Origin of the sequence: Streptomyces luteoverticillatus (assembly GCF_003970715.1) — a bacterium.
Classification (GTDB): domain Bacteria; phylum Actinomycetota; class Actinomycetes; order Streptomycetales; family Streptomycetaceae; genus Streptomyces; species Streptomyces abikoensis.
This window is the reverse complement of sequence record NZ_CP034587.1, coordinates 780,787-794,715: the sequence shown is the minus strand read 5'-3', so window position 1 is coordinate 794,715 and position 13,929 is coordinate 780,787. Positions and strand designations below refer to the sequence as shown.

General features: G+C 73.5%; 12 protein-coding genes. 9 read left to right on the top strand and 3 right to left on the bottom strand.

What is annotated here, in order from left to right; genetic code table 11:
* Nucleotides 1-33 precede the first annotated feature (33 nt).
* Complete coding sequence (locus tag EKH77_RS03225; RefSeq protein ID WP_126912924.1) at nt 34-456, top strand: gamma-glutamylcyclotransferase family protein; 423 nt, start codon at nt 34-36, stop codon at nt 454-456.
* A gap of 390 nt (nt 457-846) precedes the next feature.
* Nucleotides 847-2,607 (top strand): M4 family metallopeptidase, encoded by a 1,761-nt coding sequence (locus EKH77_RS03220; protein ID WP_126917850.1) that lies wholly within the window; start codon nt 847-849, stop codon nt 2,605-2,607.
* A gap of 172 nt (nt 2,608-2,779) precedes the next feature.
* Here the strand turns inward: EKH77_RS03220 and EKH77_RS03215 are convergent, their stop codons facing one another.
* Complete coding sequence (locus tag EKH77_RS03215) at nt 2,780-4,024, bottom strand: streptophobe family protein (protein WP_126912923.1); 1,245 nt, start codon at nt 4,022-4,024, stop codon at nt 2,780-2,782.
* A 170-nt stretch (nt 4,025-4,194) separates the two neighbouring features.
* On the opposite strand from EKH77_RS03215, the gene EKH77_RS32895 reads away from it, so the two are divergent.
* Together EKH77_RS32895 and EKH77_RS03205 are read left to right on the top strand one after the other, a co-directional pair.
* Nucleotides 4,195-5,382: a DUF6777 domain-containing protein gene (locus EKH77_RS32895; RefSeq protein ID WP_164737727.1), complete on the top strand. Its 1,188-nt coding sequence runs from the start codon at nt 4,195-4,197 to the stop codon at nt 5,380-5,382.
* The gene (locus EKH77_RS03205; protein ID WP_126912922.1) at nt 5,382-6,134 is read left to right on the top strand and encodes a DUF998 domain-containing protein; all 753 of its coding nucleotides are present in this window, start codon (nt 5,382-5,384) and stop codon (nt 6,132-6,134) included. Before EKH77_RS32895 ends, EKH77_RS03205 begins: the two co-directional genes overlap by 1 nt.
* Here EKH77_RS03205 and EKH77_RS03200 read toward each other — a convergent pair.
* Nucleotides 6,083-7,654, bottom strand: a complete 1,572-nt coding sequence (locus EKH77_RS03200) for a hypothetical protein (RefSeq protein WP_126912921.1) — start codon at nt 7,652-7,654, stop codon at nt 6,083-6,085. The two genes, EKH77_RS03205 and EKH77_RS03200, sit on opposite strands and share 52 nt — an antisense overlap.
* A 165-nt stretch (nt 7,655-7,819) precedes the next feature.
* On the opposite strand from EKH77_RS03200, the gene EKH77_RS03195 reads away from it, so the two are divergent.
* The 5 genes from EKH77_RS03195 to EKH77_RS03175 all read left to right on the top strand — a co-directional run bounded on the left by EKH77_RS03195 (nt 7,820) and on the right by EKH77_RS03175 (nt 12,880).
* Nucleotides 7,820-8,851, top strand: coding sequence for an SDR family oxidoreductase (locus EKH77_RS03195; RefSeq protein ID WP_126912920.1), 1,032 nt, complete (start codon nt 7,820-7,822; stop codon nt 8,849-8,851).
* Complete coding sequence (locus tag EKH77_RS03190; RefSeq protein WP_126912919.1) at nt 8,841-9,440, top strand: TIGR03086 family metal-binding protein; 600 nt, start codon at nt 8,841-8,843, stop codon at nt 9,438-9,440. Before EKH77_RS03195 ends, EKH77_RS03190 begins: the two co-directional genes overlap by 11 nt.
* 76 nt (nt 9,441-9,516) lie before the next feature.
* A complete protein-coding gene (locus tag EKH77_RS03185) occupies nt 9,517-10,368 on the top strand; it encodes a serine/threonine protein kinase (protein WP_206279801.1) in 852 nt (283 codons plus the stop codon).
* A complete protein-coding gene (locus EKH77_RS03180) occupies nt 10,365-11,774 on the top strand; it encodes a serine/threonine-protein kinase (protein WP_126912918.1) in 1,410 nt (469 codons plus the stop codon). Before EKH77_RS03185 ends, EKH77_RS03180 begins: the two co-directional genes overlap by 4 nt.
* 131 nt (nt 11,775-11,905) lie before the next feature.
* Nucleotides 11,906-12,880, top strand: a complete 975-nt coding sequence (locus tag EKH77_RS03175) for an alpha/beta hydrolase (protein WP_126912917.1) — start codon at nt 11,906-11,908, stop codon at nt 12,878-12,880.
* Nucleotides 12,881-12,920: 40 nt separating this feature from the next.
* On the opposite strand, the gene EKH77_RS03170 is transcribed toward EKH77_RS03175, so the two are convergent.
* Nucleotides 12,921-13,877, bottom strand: coding sequence for an LLM class F420-dependent oxidoreductase (locus EKH77_RS03170; protein ID WP_126912916.1), 957 nt, complete (start codon nt 13,875-13,877; stop codon nt 12,921-12,923).
* Nucleotides 13,878-13,929 lie beyond the last annotated feature (52 nt).

Below are 13,929 nucleotides of genomic sequence, written 5' to 3'. Positions count from 1 at the left end.
GGCCGGGGGACGGCCGGGGAAGGGAGCGCGGGAGTGGTGGCGGAGGACTCCGGAGGGCTGCCCGTCTTCGTCTACGGGACGCTGCGGCCCGGGCGGCACAACCACGACCGCTTCCTGCGCGGCCGGACGGTCGCGGAGGAACCCGCGCGGCTGCGGGGCGCGGTGCTGTACGAGGGGCCGGGCTATCCGTACGCGGTGGCGGGGGCGGAGGGCGAGATCCGCGGTGAGCTGATCACCGTGGCGCCGGGGGAGTACGGCCGGGTGCTGGCCGCGCTCGACGCTCTGGAGGACTACGTGCCGGGCGATCCCCTCAACCTGTACGAGCGTGTGGTGTGCGACGTGCTGGTGGAGGGCGGCGGTCCGGTACGGGGGTGGGTGTATCTCGCGGCGGACCGGGTGGCGCGCCGGCTGCGGGCGTCGGGAACCATGGTGCCGGGCGGCGACTGGCGGGGGTAGCGGCGGTCCCGTCTCACATAGTGATCAGTTGGCCAACGGCGGCAACCTTTCGGCGCGTTGCCGCATCCTTCCCCGCAAGTCGACAGGAAGTTGCGCTGTCGTAACGGTGTGTTGGTTATTTGTAAACGATAGATCAACTGTTCGGACAAGAAGCCTCTTCGCTCTTTTCATGGGCATGCCAGGGGGTGCATGGTCATCCACGGGACCTGGACCAGGGGTCCCCGTGGTGCGGCAGAACCGGCACCGCGTGCACGCAGGCGGTCCGGTCACCCGAACCGCCCTCATGGCAAAGGGCGCTGAAACGTGCGTACATCCCCCACGAACTTCATATCGGCCTCGACCGGCAGACGCGCGCTGACCATCGCCGTCGCGGTCGCCGCCGCGGCGACCATGGCCGGCACGGCCGCGGCCGACACCCTCCCCTCCCGTTCCGCGGCCCAGGCCCCGGCCGCGACCGCCGCGAACATCGCGGCCGGCGGTGTCCAGGCGGACGTCGTCAAGGCCGCGCGGAACGCCGCCGTCGCGAACGCGGCGGCCACCGGAGTCACTTCGGCGGACACGCTGACCGCCAAGGACGTCCTCACCGACCCCGAAGGGAAGCGGCACGTCCGCTTCGAGCGGTCGCAGCACGGCGTCGCCGTCATCGGTGGCGACCTCGTCGTCCACCTGGACGCGAAGAACTCCTACCTGGGCGTGACCCGTTCGGCCAACCGCCAGGTCACCGTACCCAGCGTCACCCCCAAGCTGAGCGCCTCCGACGCCGCCGCCAAGGCCGCCGCGTCGGCCGACGGCACCGCCGCCGGCAAGCCCGAGCTGGTGGTGGACGCCCGCGCCGACAAGGCCGTCCTCGCCTACCGGGTGACCGTCACCGGCACCCCGAAGACCGAGGCCGGTGCCGCCCACTCGGTGCTCGTCGACGCCGCGTCCGGCAAAGTCATCAGCAAGACGCCGCTCTCCGACGCGTTCATCTCGCCCGCCCTGAAGGCGAAGCTGCGCGAGCAGGGCGTCCAGGCCACGCCGCGCGTCAACACCAAGCCCCTGCCCGGCCCGGTCAAGCCCGCCGCGGGCGCCTTCCCGGCGCAGGCCACCGGCAGCGGCTCCTCGATCTTCGTCGGCAACGTCCCGCTGATCACGACCCAGACCGCGCGGACCTCCTTCACCCTGAAGGACCCCAGCCGCGGCAACGCCGAGACCCGCAACGCGGGCCGGCAGCAGCTGGGCACCTTCAGCAGCGGCAAGGCCTTCACCGACACCGACAACAAGTGGGGCAACGGCACGACGTCGGACTCCGCCAGCGCCGCGGTGGACGCCCAGTACGGCATCACCGCCACGTTCGACTACTACAAGAAGACGTTCGACCGGAACGGCATCAAGAACGACGGCGTCGGCCCGCACGCCCTCGTCCACTTCGGCAGCAACGTCGGCAACGCCTTCTGGTCCCCCGACTGCGGCTGCATGCTCTACGGCGACGGCGATGGAAAAACGTTCAAGCAGCCGCTGGTCGCCCTGGACGTCACCGGTCACGAGCTGACCCATGGCGTCGTCGAGGCCACCGCGAACTTCCAGCCCACCCGCGTCGACGACGACCAGAACCAGTTCGGCGAGGCCGGCTCGCTCAACGAGTCCTTCGCCGACATCTTCGGCACCGGCGTGGAGTTCGCCACCAACAACTCGGCCAACCCGCCGAACTACCTCCTCGGCGAGAAGCTCGGCCTCCAGCAGACCTTCCTGCGCCGCCTCGACAAGCCGTCGCTGGACAAGCTCGAGGGCACGGTCGACTACTGGGACGAGGGCTCCTACGACCGCGAGGTCCACGCGGGCTCCGGCGTCTCCTCCCACGCCTTCTACCTGCTGGCCGAGGGCAGCGGCAAGAAGACGATCGGCGGCTTCAGCTACGACTCGCCGACGTACGACGGCTCCACGGTGACCGGCATCGGCCGCGCCAAGGCCGAGCAGATCTTCTACCGCGCCCTGAGCCGCTACCTGGTCTCCACCAGCGACTTCCACGACGCCCGCAAGGCCACCCTGCAGGCGGCGGCGGACATCTACGGTCAGGACGGCGCGGAGTACAAGGCCGTGGACGCGGCGTGGGCGGGCGTGAACGTCACCGAGGCGAACACGCCTTCGGCGAACGCCAACCTCAAGCGCTGACGCCGGCGCCTTCGGCGCCGACTGAACAAGCGGTGCGTCGTGTGACGCGTCAGGTCTGACGCGTCACACGACGGGCCGACCCGGGGAGGGGAGGCCCCGGTCGGCCCGGGGCCGTGGCCGGCGGACGACCGCCGACCACGGCCCCACGTGCGTGGGGGGGGCGGGCGGGGCGTCACCCCACCCGCCCCGACTCCCTGCGGCGCAGGTGGTTTACGAGCACCCCGCCCAGGAACCCCGCCACCAGCCCCCACAGCAACCCCCAACCCACCAGCGGCAACAGCCGTGGGTCGAGGGTCACCTCGCCGCCGAAGTCGCCCAGGTCGCCGACGCCCAGCAGGGACAGGCCGTAGCGGGCCGAGATGCGGGTGAGCAGGCCGATCACCAGCAAGGCCAGCGCCAGTGCCACCGCGAGGCGGATCGCCAGCCGCCAGGGGCTCGTCCCGGCGGGGGAGCGCACGGCCGTGAGGAAGCCCGCGGCCAGGAGGGCGAGCGCGGCCAGCAGGGCCAGCAGCCAGGCCCGTCCGTCCTGGGCGGAGAGCGAGGACAGGTCCACCGTCGCGGTCCCCTCGCCGCCCTCCCGCAGGACCGCCGCGAGCGCCTGCGGCATCGGCAGCCCGATCCCGTCCGGGACCCGCCCCTCCCACGCGCCGCCCAGCCCGATCCCGAGCCCCATCCAGGCGAGATTGGGCAGCCCCAGCAGCAGGACCGCGAACGTCCGGTCCGCGTGCCCGCGCGTGGCGGCCACCACCAGGCCCGCGAACAGCCCGAGCACCACATAGCCCAGCAGCAGCACCAGCACCGCGAACGCCGCCGGGCGGACGGAGTCCTGGAAACGCAGCAGCCGCGAGGGCAGCGGCGTCCTCCGGGACGCGGCCGTCGCCACGACCAGCAGGACCAGCAGCCACAGCAGCCCGTAGCCGACCGTCGGCCCGGCCGCGGCGCGGAAGCCGACCGTGGGCGTCACGCCCAGCGCCGCGCCGAGCTCGTCGAGGATGTCCTCGTCCAGACGGATGCGGAACGTGTGCCGGGCCGCCCGCGCGACGAGCAGCAGCGCCACCACCCACACCACGGCCGTCCGGGCGGCCCGGCCGAGGAACGCGGCTCCGCTCGCCACCGCGTGATGGCGCATCGGCAGCAGGAAGACCAGCGCGAGCGCCAGCGCCCCGGCGAGGGTCACCGACAGCGGTACGACGGCCAGCCCCGCGCCCGTACGGCCGATGAAGCCGGCGCCGCCCGACAGCTCGACGGTCCCGCCGACGGCGCTGACGACGGTGGCCGCGATCACGGGGGCCAGCGCGTCGGCCCCCAGCGCCCCGGCCCCGGCGGTCCACAGGCCGAGCGCGGCGACCGCGGCCATGGCGGCCAGCCCGGCGGCCACGGCCGCGAGGGCGTCCCCCCAGGCACGCAGCTCGCTCATGCCGCCAACGTAAGCCAGCGCGTGGCACGCCACCCGTCCGGGCGCGCGGGCGGGCTAACGCTGTCCGGGAGCAACCCGTACGCCCGCTTGCGGGGCCCCTGGGTCTGGTACACACAATGTGCCCAGGTGTGGTGAAAAGGAACAAAAACCTCCACCGAGGAGTCAGGGACGTGTCGTCCGAGCCACCGTCAGCCAACCGCCCCTCCGGCCCGCCGTCCGGCCCCCTGTCGGGCCGGGGCTCCCAGCCGCCGGACCGCCCGGCGGGCGAGCCGGAGCAGACCCGGCCCGACTGGTCGGCCCCCCGCCCCGAGACCCCCGGCGGCCCCACCGGACCGGGCGGTCCCGGCGGCCCGCCCGCGCCGCCGGCCGGCGGGCGGGGCACCCCCGACGAGGGCCCGGGAGGCGCACGCTGGTGGCGGTCGAAGACGGCGCTCGTCTCGCTCGCCGCCCTGGTCGTCGCCGCCGCGCTCGTGGTCTTCTTCCTCCGCCAGGGCTCCGGCGGCGCCGGTGAGGTGTACCTCCAGTCCGCGTCGGCCAACGGCAGGGATCCGTTCACCCAGTCGACGGCCAAGGACTACGGCGCGTCGGCGTCGGCCCACCCCGTCGTCCCGGCCGGTACGAGCGGCAACGGCGGCACCCGGAACGTCAAGGGCGACACCCGGGGCCTGTACGGCGGCTCGCGGCACAACGCCAGCTGCGACGTGGAGCGCCAGATCGGCTACCTGACCCAGGACCAGGCCAGGGGCCGCGCCTTCGCGGGCGCCGCCGGTATCGAGCAGAACGGCCTCGCCGCCTATCTGCGCGGCCTGACGCCCTTGCAACTGCGCGCCGACACCCGGGTCACCAACCACGGCTTCAAGGACGGTTCCGTCACCAGCTACCAGTCCGTCCTCCAGGCCGGCACGGCCGTGCTCGTCGACGACCGGGGCATGCCCCGGGTGCGCTGCGCCTGCGGCAACCCGCTGAGCCCGCCGGTCGCCGCCAAGGGCACCCCGACGGCCAAGGGCGACTCCTGGCCCCTCTACAAGGCCTCCGACGTCGTGGCGGTCACCCCCGCCGACTCCGTCCTCGAGTACTTCGTCGTCTACGACCCCGACACCGGTGAGTGGTTCGAACGGCCCGTGGGCACCGACGGCGAGGACGACCGCTCCACCTCGGCCCCCAAGGGCGGGATGACGATGAGCCCCAAGCCGAACACGTCGCAGGGCGGCGGGCAGCAGACCCCGCCGGCACCCCCGCCCCCGCCGAAGTCGCCGCCCACCACCGCGCCGCCGCCCACCACGCCCTACGTCACCACGCCGCCCGGGCAGCCGCCGGCGCCCCCGGCGTACGGCCCGCCCCCGGTCCGCCCGCGCTGATGCCCCGCCCGACGCGTGACCCGCGCACCGCGCGAGCGGTGTGGGCCCCGCTGCTGCTGGCCACGGCGGCCGTGGTCTACAACGACTGGGTGCTGGAGTTCCTCCTGCCCACCGGCCTGGACCCCCGGCACTCCTACGTCAGCGAGCTCTACGCCGCCGACCAGCGCTTCCACGGGCTCTTCGGCGGCATCGAACTCCTGGCCGCAGCCCTGGTCGTCGCGGGGGCGCTGCTGGCGCGGGGCCGGTCGCCGGGCCGCTGGGAGGACGCCGGCTGGTGGTCGCTCGTGGCCTTCGGCGTGGCCTCCGTGGCCGACGTCGCCGTCCCGATGCGCTGCGCCCCCTCGGTGGAGAGTCCCTGTGAGGCGGTCAACCCCTGGCACACCACCACCAGCGCGCTGGTGCACCTGGCGCTGTTCGCCTCGATGGCCCTGCTGGTGACCTCGGCGGCGCTCGGCGCCCCGTCCCGCCCCGCCGTCCGCCGCTGGGGCCCGTGGGTGCTGGGCACCGCCATGACGACGGCGCTGGCCACGGTGGGGCCGCTGTTCGGGCGGCCGGGCTGGCACGGGGCGCCCCAGCGGGCGCATCTGCTGCTCGTCGGCGTGTGGTTCGTCCTGCTCGCCGCGGCCCTGCGCGCGGAGGCCCGGCCGCGGCCGGGCACGGCACGACTGCCCGGCCGCCCGGCCCCCCGGGCCGTCGCCGGTCAGCCGATCAGGCCGTACACGTGCAGCGCGCCGGAGAACGACGGCAGGTAGACGCGGCCGTTGGCCACGGTCGGCGGGACGAACTTGGCGAACTTGCCGACGTCGTCCCGGGCGGCGTTCATCCTGCTGTGCCACACCTCGTCGGTGAGGTCGCGGGCCCGGTAGGCCCGCAGGACGCCGTCCACCACGGCCTGGTTGGCGTTCTCCCGCCAGGGGTGGGACGCCCACACCAGGCCCGAGTCCGGGTCCCGGCCGGCGGCCGAGACGGACAGCATCCCGCCGGGCATGCCGGGGGAGCCGCCCGGCACGCCCGTGGGGTCGGTGGTGGTGCTCGTCGACACGGGGGACACGTCGAGGCGCCCGCCGGAGAAGCGGTAGGCGCGCAGGAAGGCGTTCTCCGGCCAGACGTAGAACCAGGGGCCGCCGGGGAGGTCCCAGTAGACCGGCCCGCCGTGGATGTGATGGCTGTTCGCGTCGGGCGCGACCACGTAGAAGCTCTGCGGGATCTGGCTGTCGGAACCGGCGTGGAAGTGCCCCAGGGCCTCCCTGTCCAGCAGGTAGAACTTGCCCTCCTTGCCCCCGCCCAGCAGCAGCCGGGTGCCGGGGATCAGCAGTGGCCCGGCCGATCCCAGGTCGGCGTCGGCCGCGTCCAGCTCGGCGTTGTTGAACGGCGAGAACCAGTCGGCGGGCGTCAGGTCCGGGCGGAGCTTGACGACGCTGTCGCCCAGCTCCGAGCCGTCTGGGCGGAAGCCGCCGTTGCCGGTCATGAAGTACAGGCACCCCGCCTCGTCCACGGCGAGCCCCTGCCCGGCCTGCCAGATGCCGCCCAGCCCGGTGCCGGGCGTGGTGACGTACACCCCCGTGCGGCGCAGCGTGAGGGCGTCGAAGCCGAACACCCAGCCGTGGTACGGACTCCGGTCGCCGTAGGCGGCGAAGGCGGCGTACACCGTGCCGTTCGCCAGGGTGAGCGCCGAGCGCTGGATCTGCCGCGCACTGGTGAAGGCGAGCCGCCCGCCCACGCTGCCGTCGCCCGTCCCCGGCACGCTCGCCTCGACGCGCACGGGCCCGCCCAGGACGGGCTGCCCGGTGCGGGTGTCGAGGGCGTGCAGCGTGTGGTGGTGGCCGTTCGCCTCCTTGGTGAACGCCAGCACGTAGAGCACCTTGCGCGCGGCGTCGATGACGGGGGTGCTCACCACGCCGACCTCGACCGCGATGTCGCGGTAGTGCGGCGGGCCGATCTCCGGGTCGGGCAGCGGGCAGGACGGGCCGAGCGAGGTGCGCCACAGCGGGGCCGAGGCGGCGGGGTCGACGGCGTCGAAGGCGTAGACGCTGTTGTGCATCGTCGCCACGTAGACCACGTCGCGCGGGCCCCGGCCCGGCAGCTCCACGCCGGGGAGGACCAGTGGCTGGGCGTAGACATGGCCGTCGACCGCGCGGCTGAAGAGCCGGCCGAAGGAGGCCGGGGTGACGTTGCCCGGATGGAGCGTCGTCTCGCACGCGTTGAGGCCGGTGCGCCGGTTGTCGTTGTGCTGCGTGGTGACCGCCACCGGAACGTTCGCTGTCCGCTGCATGGCGCTCCCCGTCCCCCGGCGGCCCGGATTCCAGGGTGAGCGGTGACGACACGGGTCACAATCACCGGAACGGGTGAAAGTGAGTGATAACCCTCTTACCGGGCCTTCTGTTTATGGGTCAGCGGTCTGTTTACGGGGCACCGGCCCGGGTACCCGGCTCCGGTGATGAAGAGAAACCAGCCGAGCGTCGTCGTGGTGACCGGGGCGAGCGGCGGCGTGGGCCGGGCCACCGCCCGGGCCTTCGCCGCGAGCGGCGCGAGCGTGGCGCTGCTCGCCCGCGGCCGCAAGGGGCTGGACGCCGCCGCCGAGGAGGTCCTGCGGGCCGGCGGCGCCGCGCTGCCGCTGTCCGTGGACATGGCCGACCACCGGGCCGTCACCGAGGCCGCCGACCGGATCGAGGAGGTCTTCGGCCCGGTCGACGTCTGGGTCAACAACGCCTTCACCGGCGTCTTCGCGCCCTTCGTCGAGATCGAGCCCGACGAGTTCCGGCGCGTCACCGAAGTCACCTATCTGGGCTATGTGTACGGCACCCACGCCGCGCTGACCCGGATGCTCCCGCGCGACCACGGCACCATCGTCCAGGTCGGCTCGGCGCTGGCCTACCGGGGCATCCCGCTCCAGTCCGCCTACTGCGGCGCCAAACACGCCATCCAGGGCTGGAACGAGTCCCTGCGCTGCGAACTCCTCCACCAGGGCAGCAAGGTCCGCACCACCATGGTCCAGCTCCCCGCCGTGAACACCCCGCAGTTCGGCTGGGTGCTCAACCGGATGCCCCGCCGCCCCCGGCCCGTGGCGCCCGTCTACGAGCCCGAGCTCGCCGCCCGCGCCATCCTGTTCGCGGCCGCCCACCCGCGCCGCCGCGAGTACTGGGTGGGCGCGAGCACGGTGGCCACCCTCCTCGCCAACGCCGTCGCCCCCGGCCTGCTCGACCGCTACCTCGCCCGGACCGCCTACGACGCCCAGCAGCGCCCGGAACCGACGCCCCCGCTGCCCGACGTGAACCTGTGGCACCCGGTCGACGGGGACGGCGGCCACGACCACGGCGCCCACGGCGACTTCGGCATGGGCGCCCGGACGCACGGCCCGCAGCTGTGGCTCTCCGAGCACCGGGGCGCCCTGGCGGCCGGCGCGGCGTTCGTCGCCGCCGCGTTCGCCGCGACCCGCATGCGGGCGGACCATGGGTGGCATGAGCGCTGACCCGACCCCCTCCGAATCGCGGCGCAGGACCGTGCGCGCCCGCCACGCGGAGGCACTCGACCTCTTCACCGACCGGGTGCGCGCCGTCCGCCCCGACCAGTGGACGGCGCCCACCCCCTGCACCGAGTGGACCGTGCGCGACCTGGTCAACCACCTCACCGTCGAACAGCTGTGGGTACCGCCCCTGCTGGACGGCAAGGGCATCGCGGACGTGGGCGACGCCTTCGACGGCGACCAGCTGGGCGACGACCCCGTCGCCGCCTGGGAACGGGCGGCCGGGGCCGCCCGCGAGGCGTTCGCCGCCCGGGGCGCCCTCACCGGGACGGTGGAGCTGTCCTACGGACGCACCGCCACCCACGCGTACTGTGCCCAGATGATCGCCGACCTGGTCGTCCACGCGTGGGACCTCTCCCGGGCCATCGGCGCGGACGAACACCCCTCCAAGGCCCTGGTCGACTTCACCCGCCACGAGGTGGAGCCCTACGCCGGCGCGCTCTCCGGCTCGGGCCTGTTCGCACCGGCGGTCGAACCGCCCCCGGACGCCGACTCCTGGCAGCGGCTGCTGGCGCTACTGGGGCGACAGCCCTGACCTCGCGACCGAACGCGGGCTCGGTAGTGTTCACCCCTGTGTGACAGCTGTTAACGGGGTGTAAGGAGGGGGCGGAGTGAGCGGGATAGTCGTCCATCTGCCACAGGGAAGCGGTAACCGTCCGCCGGGAAGCGCTAACCGTCCGCCGGACGGGAGCGGCGACGCCGACGGGGAGCCGTACGGCGACGCGGTCACGTTACGGCTCGGCCCGGGGGAGGTGGCCCGCTTCGGCCGGGGCTCCGCGACGACCCCCGTCGAGCTCCGCCTCGTCGACGAGGCGATCTCCCGGCTGGCGGGGGAGATCCGGGTGACCGACGACCACTGGCAGCTCAGCAATCACAGCGCGACCCAGTGCTATCTGGTGGAGAACCCCGAAGGGGCGGGCGAGTACCTGAGGGTGCCGCCGCGCCGGGCCGGGGCACCCATCCCCTTCGAGTTCTCCAGGGTCGTACTGCCCACCCGAGGCGGCAGCACGGTCGCCTTCCACGTGTACGCGCCCGACCACGTCTACCTGGACCCCGACGGCGCGGGCGGCCCCTGGGAGAACCGCACGGTCACCGCGTACTCCCTGGACGAGACCGCCACCTACTTCCTGGTGCTGGTCGCCCTCTGCGAACCGAGACTGCGCGACGAGTCGCCCGTGGCGGTGCCCACCACCCCACAGATCGTCGAACGGCTGCGGGGACACGCCGCCTGCGCCCGGCTGACGGCCCGGGCCGTCAGCTCGCACATCGACTACCTCGCCGAGGAGAAGATGCGGATCGCCACGCCGGCCGGGGCCGAAACCGGCCGGGGAGCCCGCCGCAACGGCAAACGGGAGGCGATCGTCGGGCTCGCGCTGCGCTTCGGGCTCGTACGGGAGGAACACCTCGCGCTGCTGCCACCCCGGGCCGGAACGGGCGCGGCGGCGTGGGAGACCGCGCCATGAGCCACCGGCCGCTCCCGCCCGGCCGGCGCGTCGGCGACTGGGAGGTCACCGCGCCGATCGGGACCGGCGGCTGGGCCACGGTCTACGCGGGACGCCGGGCCGAGCAGGACGACGACACCGCCGACGACGTCGCCCTCAAGATCCTGCCCACCGAGGGCCTCGCACCGCGCCAGGCCCGCAAGGTCGCGGAGACGGCCCGGCGCGAGGTGGAACTCGCCCGACGGGCCCGCCACCCCCGGCTCATACCCCTGCTGGGCTCCTTCGTGCTCAGCGAGCCGGGCGACCCTTTCCTGGACGGCGCGATCGTGCTCGTCATGGAACGGGCCGAGCGCAGCCTGCGGGACGCGCTCGAAGACGGGGCGACGGATGGCGGGCCGACCGAGGCCGAGGTCGGCCGGATCGTCGCCGAGATCTGCGAGGGCCTGGCGCACCTCCACGCCACCGGCTGGGTGCACGGCGACCTCAAACCGGACAACGTCCTGCTCATGGCGGACGGTTCGGTCAGGCTCTCGGACTTCGGGCTCGCGACGGAACTCACCGGAGACCGGGGCACCCACGGCTACGCGCCCCCCATGGGCACCTTCGACTACCTTCCGCCCGAGCGCTGGAAGGCCCCGCTCGGCGAGCACGGGGTAACGGTCCGGCCCAGCGCCGACATCTGGGCCCTGGGCATCATCATCCACCAGGTGTTCGCCTCCGGAGCCTCGCCGTTCCCCGGCGCCACCCCCGTCTCGCGCGCCGCCTCGACGCAGGAGTACGCCGAGGGACGGGCACCGCTGCGCATGGACAACGCGGTGCCCCCGTTCTGGCGCGCTCTGGCCGCCGACTGCCTGGCACCCACGCACTCCGCACGCGCCGCCCACACCGCCGAGAGCCTGCTGGCCCGCATCAACGCCCGGCAGGACGCCCGGCCGGAAGGGGCGGGCAGCGGCGGGAAGGCGGGACGCCATCGACTCCGTACGTGTGCCGCTGTCGTGGCCGTCGCGGTGTGCGCCGTGGTGGCCGGCTGGGCGTCCGTCCTCCACGATCCCGGATCCGCCCCGCCCCCCGGCCCCGGGTCCGCGCCGAACGGCCGGATCCGGGTGTTCAACGTCGAACGGTCCTGCCAGGACCGCCAGGACCGGAACGCCGAGTGCAGCCTCGGCCTGGCGATCGACCCCTTGCGGCCCTACACCATCGACAACGTCGTTCCGGCACGGGTGTGGCACGACGACGTCCTCGCCGTCGACTGTCAGTTGTCCCACGGTGTGCCCATCGTCGACGAGACGGGCACGTGGTCCGCCGACTGGTTCCGCGTCCGGCTCCCACGCGGCTCCGCGCGGCCCACCGCCTGGCTGCCCGCCGTGCGCACCAAGGACCGCCCCGCGCTTCCCGTGTGCCCGCGCCCCACACCTTCCTACCGGTGACCGCCGGGCGCTGTCACCCCGGATCGTTCCGGATGCCGCGCCCCGGCACGCCGCCACTACCTTGCGGGCCGTCGATCCACCACGGGACATGAGTTCTTCCGATGAGTTCTTCGTTCGATGACCAGGAGGTCATGGTGAGTGAGTACAGCCCTTCCCGCAGGAGCCTGCTGAAGGCCGCGAGCGGCCTGTCCGCCGCGGTGGCGCTCGGCGCCGGAGGCGTCCTCGCGACCGCGTCGGCGGCCCACGCCGTCGGCGACGGCTTCGGGCTGCGCGTCGCGGAACGCGGCGAGAACGACCCCCGCATGTGGTACTACCGCTTCGAGACCGCGGAGATCGGCTGGAAGCCCGCCGTCAACGTCCTGCTCCCCGACGACTACCACACCAGCGGACGCACCTACCCCGTCCTCTACATGCTCCACGGCGGCGGGGGCGACTTCATCGAGTTCGACCGCGCGGGCATCCGCGAACTGACCGCCGGCAAGCCGATCATCGTCGTGATGCCCGACGGCGGGAAGACGGGCTGGTACTCCAACCCCGTCCGCTCCAACGTCGGTCCCCGCAACTGGGAGAACTTCCACATCAACCAGCTGATCCCGTGGATCGACGCGAACTTCCGGACGTTCGCCGAGTACGACGGCCGTGCCATCGGCGGATTCTCGATGGGCGGCTTCGGCGCGCTGAAGTACACGGCCAAGTACTACGGCCACTTCGCCTCGGTGAGCTCCTACTCCGGCCCGGCCAGCCTCCGCCGTGACGGCGGCCTGGTCGTCCACTGGGCGAACACGACGTCCGCCCTGGACCTCGGCGGCGCCACCGTCTACGGCGTGCCGTGGGACCAGCGGAGGGTGAGCGCCGACAACCCGGTCGAGCGCGTCGAGAGCTACCGGAACAAGCGGATCTTCATGGTCGCCGGTACGGCCCCCAAGACCGCCTTCGACTGGCTCAACGAGCCCGAGGTCCTGGCCGGCCAGCGGGAGTTCCGCGGCCTCCTCGACCGGGCCGGCATCCCCTACGAGGCGCACGAGGACGGCGGCGGCCACTTCTTCCGCACGGAGTTCTTCCGCGGCGACATCGACGGCATCATCGGCCGCCTCCGCAAGGCGTAGGCGGCGGCCCGACGGGCGGGGCAGCCTTGGCGGCCCCGCCCTATCCCGTCAGCCGGGGCAGCACGTTCGTCCGGTAGAAGTCGAAGAAGCCCCGCTGAAGGGGGCCGATCTGCGAGACGTGCACCCGGTCGAACCCGGCGTCGGCGTACGCGCGCAACGCCTCCACATGGGCGTCGACGTCGTCGCCGCACGTGATGGATCCGGCCACGCGCTCGCGTGTCACCAGCTCGGTGGCCTGCTCGAAGTGGGCCGGCGTGGGCAGCACCTGATTGAGCTCGCCCGGTAGCTGCTCCACGGCCCACAGCCGGTGCGCGGTGTCCAGCGCCGCCTCCCGGTCCGGGCCCCAGCACACCTTCAGCCCGCCCTGCACCGGCTTCTGGCCACCGCCCGCGCGCCGGAAGCGGGCCACCGCGTCCTGGTCCGGCGTCATCGTCACCAGCCCGTCGCCGATGCGCCCGGCCACCTCCGTGGCCGCCGGCCCGAACGCCGACACGTCGATGGGCACCGGCGCCTCGGGCAGCGTGTACAGGCGGGCGTTCTCGACGGTGTAGTGCTTGCCGCGGTGGTTGACCTGGCCGCCCTCGAACAGCAGCCGCATCACCTGGACGGCTTCCTCCAGCATCTCCAGCCGCACCGCCGCCGGCGGCCACGGCCCGCCCAGGATGTGTTCGTTGAGCGCCTCCCCGCTGCCCACCCCGAGCCGGAAACGCCCCTGCAGCATCACCGAGCTCGTGGCCGCCGCCTGCGCCGTCACCACGGGGTTCAGCCGCATCGTCGGGCAGGTCACGGCGGTCTCCACCGGCAGCGACGTGGCCTCGGACACCGCGCCGATGACCGACCACACCAGGGGGCTGTGCCCCTGCTCGCCGGTCCACGGGTGGAAGTGGTCGGAGATCCACAGCGAGCTGAACCCCGCCTGCTCCGCCATCCGGGCCTGCTCGACCAGATCCCTGGGGGAGTGCTCCTCACAGGACAGGAAATAGCCGTACTCGGTCATCGCGGTCGGGTATCCCCACCCGGCCCTTCCGAAACCTCGGGTTCCAGGAGGG

What these genes read in the sequence shown, in the direction of transcription:
- EKH77_RS03220 (WP_126917850.1), top strand. Translation starts at nt 847, where the DNA reads ATGGCCGGCACGGCCGCGGCCGACACCCTCCCCTCCCGTTCCGCGGCC.
- EKH77_RS03215 (WP_126912923.1), bottom strand. Translation starts at nt 4,024, where the DNA reads ATGAGCGAGCTGCGTGCCTGGGGGGACGCCCTCGCGGCCGTGGCCGCC.
- EKH77_RS03205 (WP_126912922.1), top strand. Translation starts at nt 5,382, where the DNA reads ATGCCCCGCCCGACGCGTGACCCGCGCACCGCGCGAGCGGTGTGGGCC.
- EKH77_RS03200 (WP_126912921.1), bottom strand. Translation starts at nt 7,654, where the DNA reads ATGCAGCGGACAGCGAACGTTCCGGTGGCGGTCACCACGCAGCACAAC.
- EKH77_RS03195 (WP_126912920.1), top strand. Translation starts at nt 7,820, where the DNA reads ATGAAGAGAAACCAGCCGAGCGTCGTCGTGGTGACCGGGGCGAGCGGC.
- EKH77_RS03190 (WP_126912919.1), top strand. Translation starts at nt 8,841, where the DNA reads ATGAGCGCTGACCCGACCCCCTCCGAATCGCGGCGCAGGACCGTGCGC.
- EKH77_RS03180 (WP_126912918.1), top strand. Translation starts at nt 10,365, where the DNA reads ATGAGCCACCGGCCGCTCCCGCCCGGCCGGCGCGTCGGCGACTGGGAG.
- EKH77_RS03175 (WP_126912917.1), top strand. Translation starts at nt 11,906, where the DNA reads ATGGTGAGTGAGTACAGCCCTTCCCGCAGGAGCCTGCTGAAGGCCGCG.
- EKH77_RS03170 (WP_126912916.1), bottom strand. Translation starts at nt 13,877, where the DNA reads ATGACCGAGTACGGCTATTTCCTGTCCTGTGAGGAGCACTCCCCCAGG.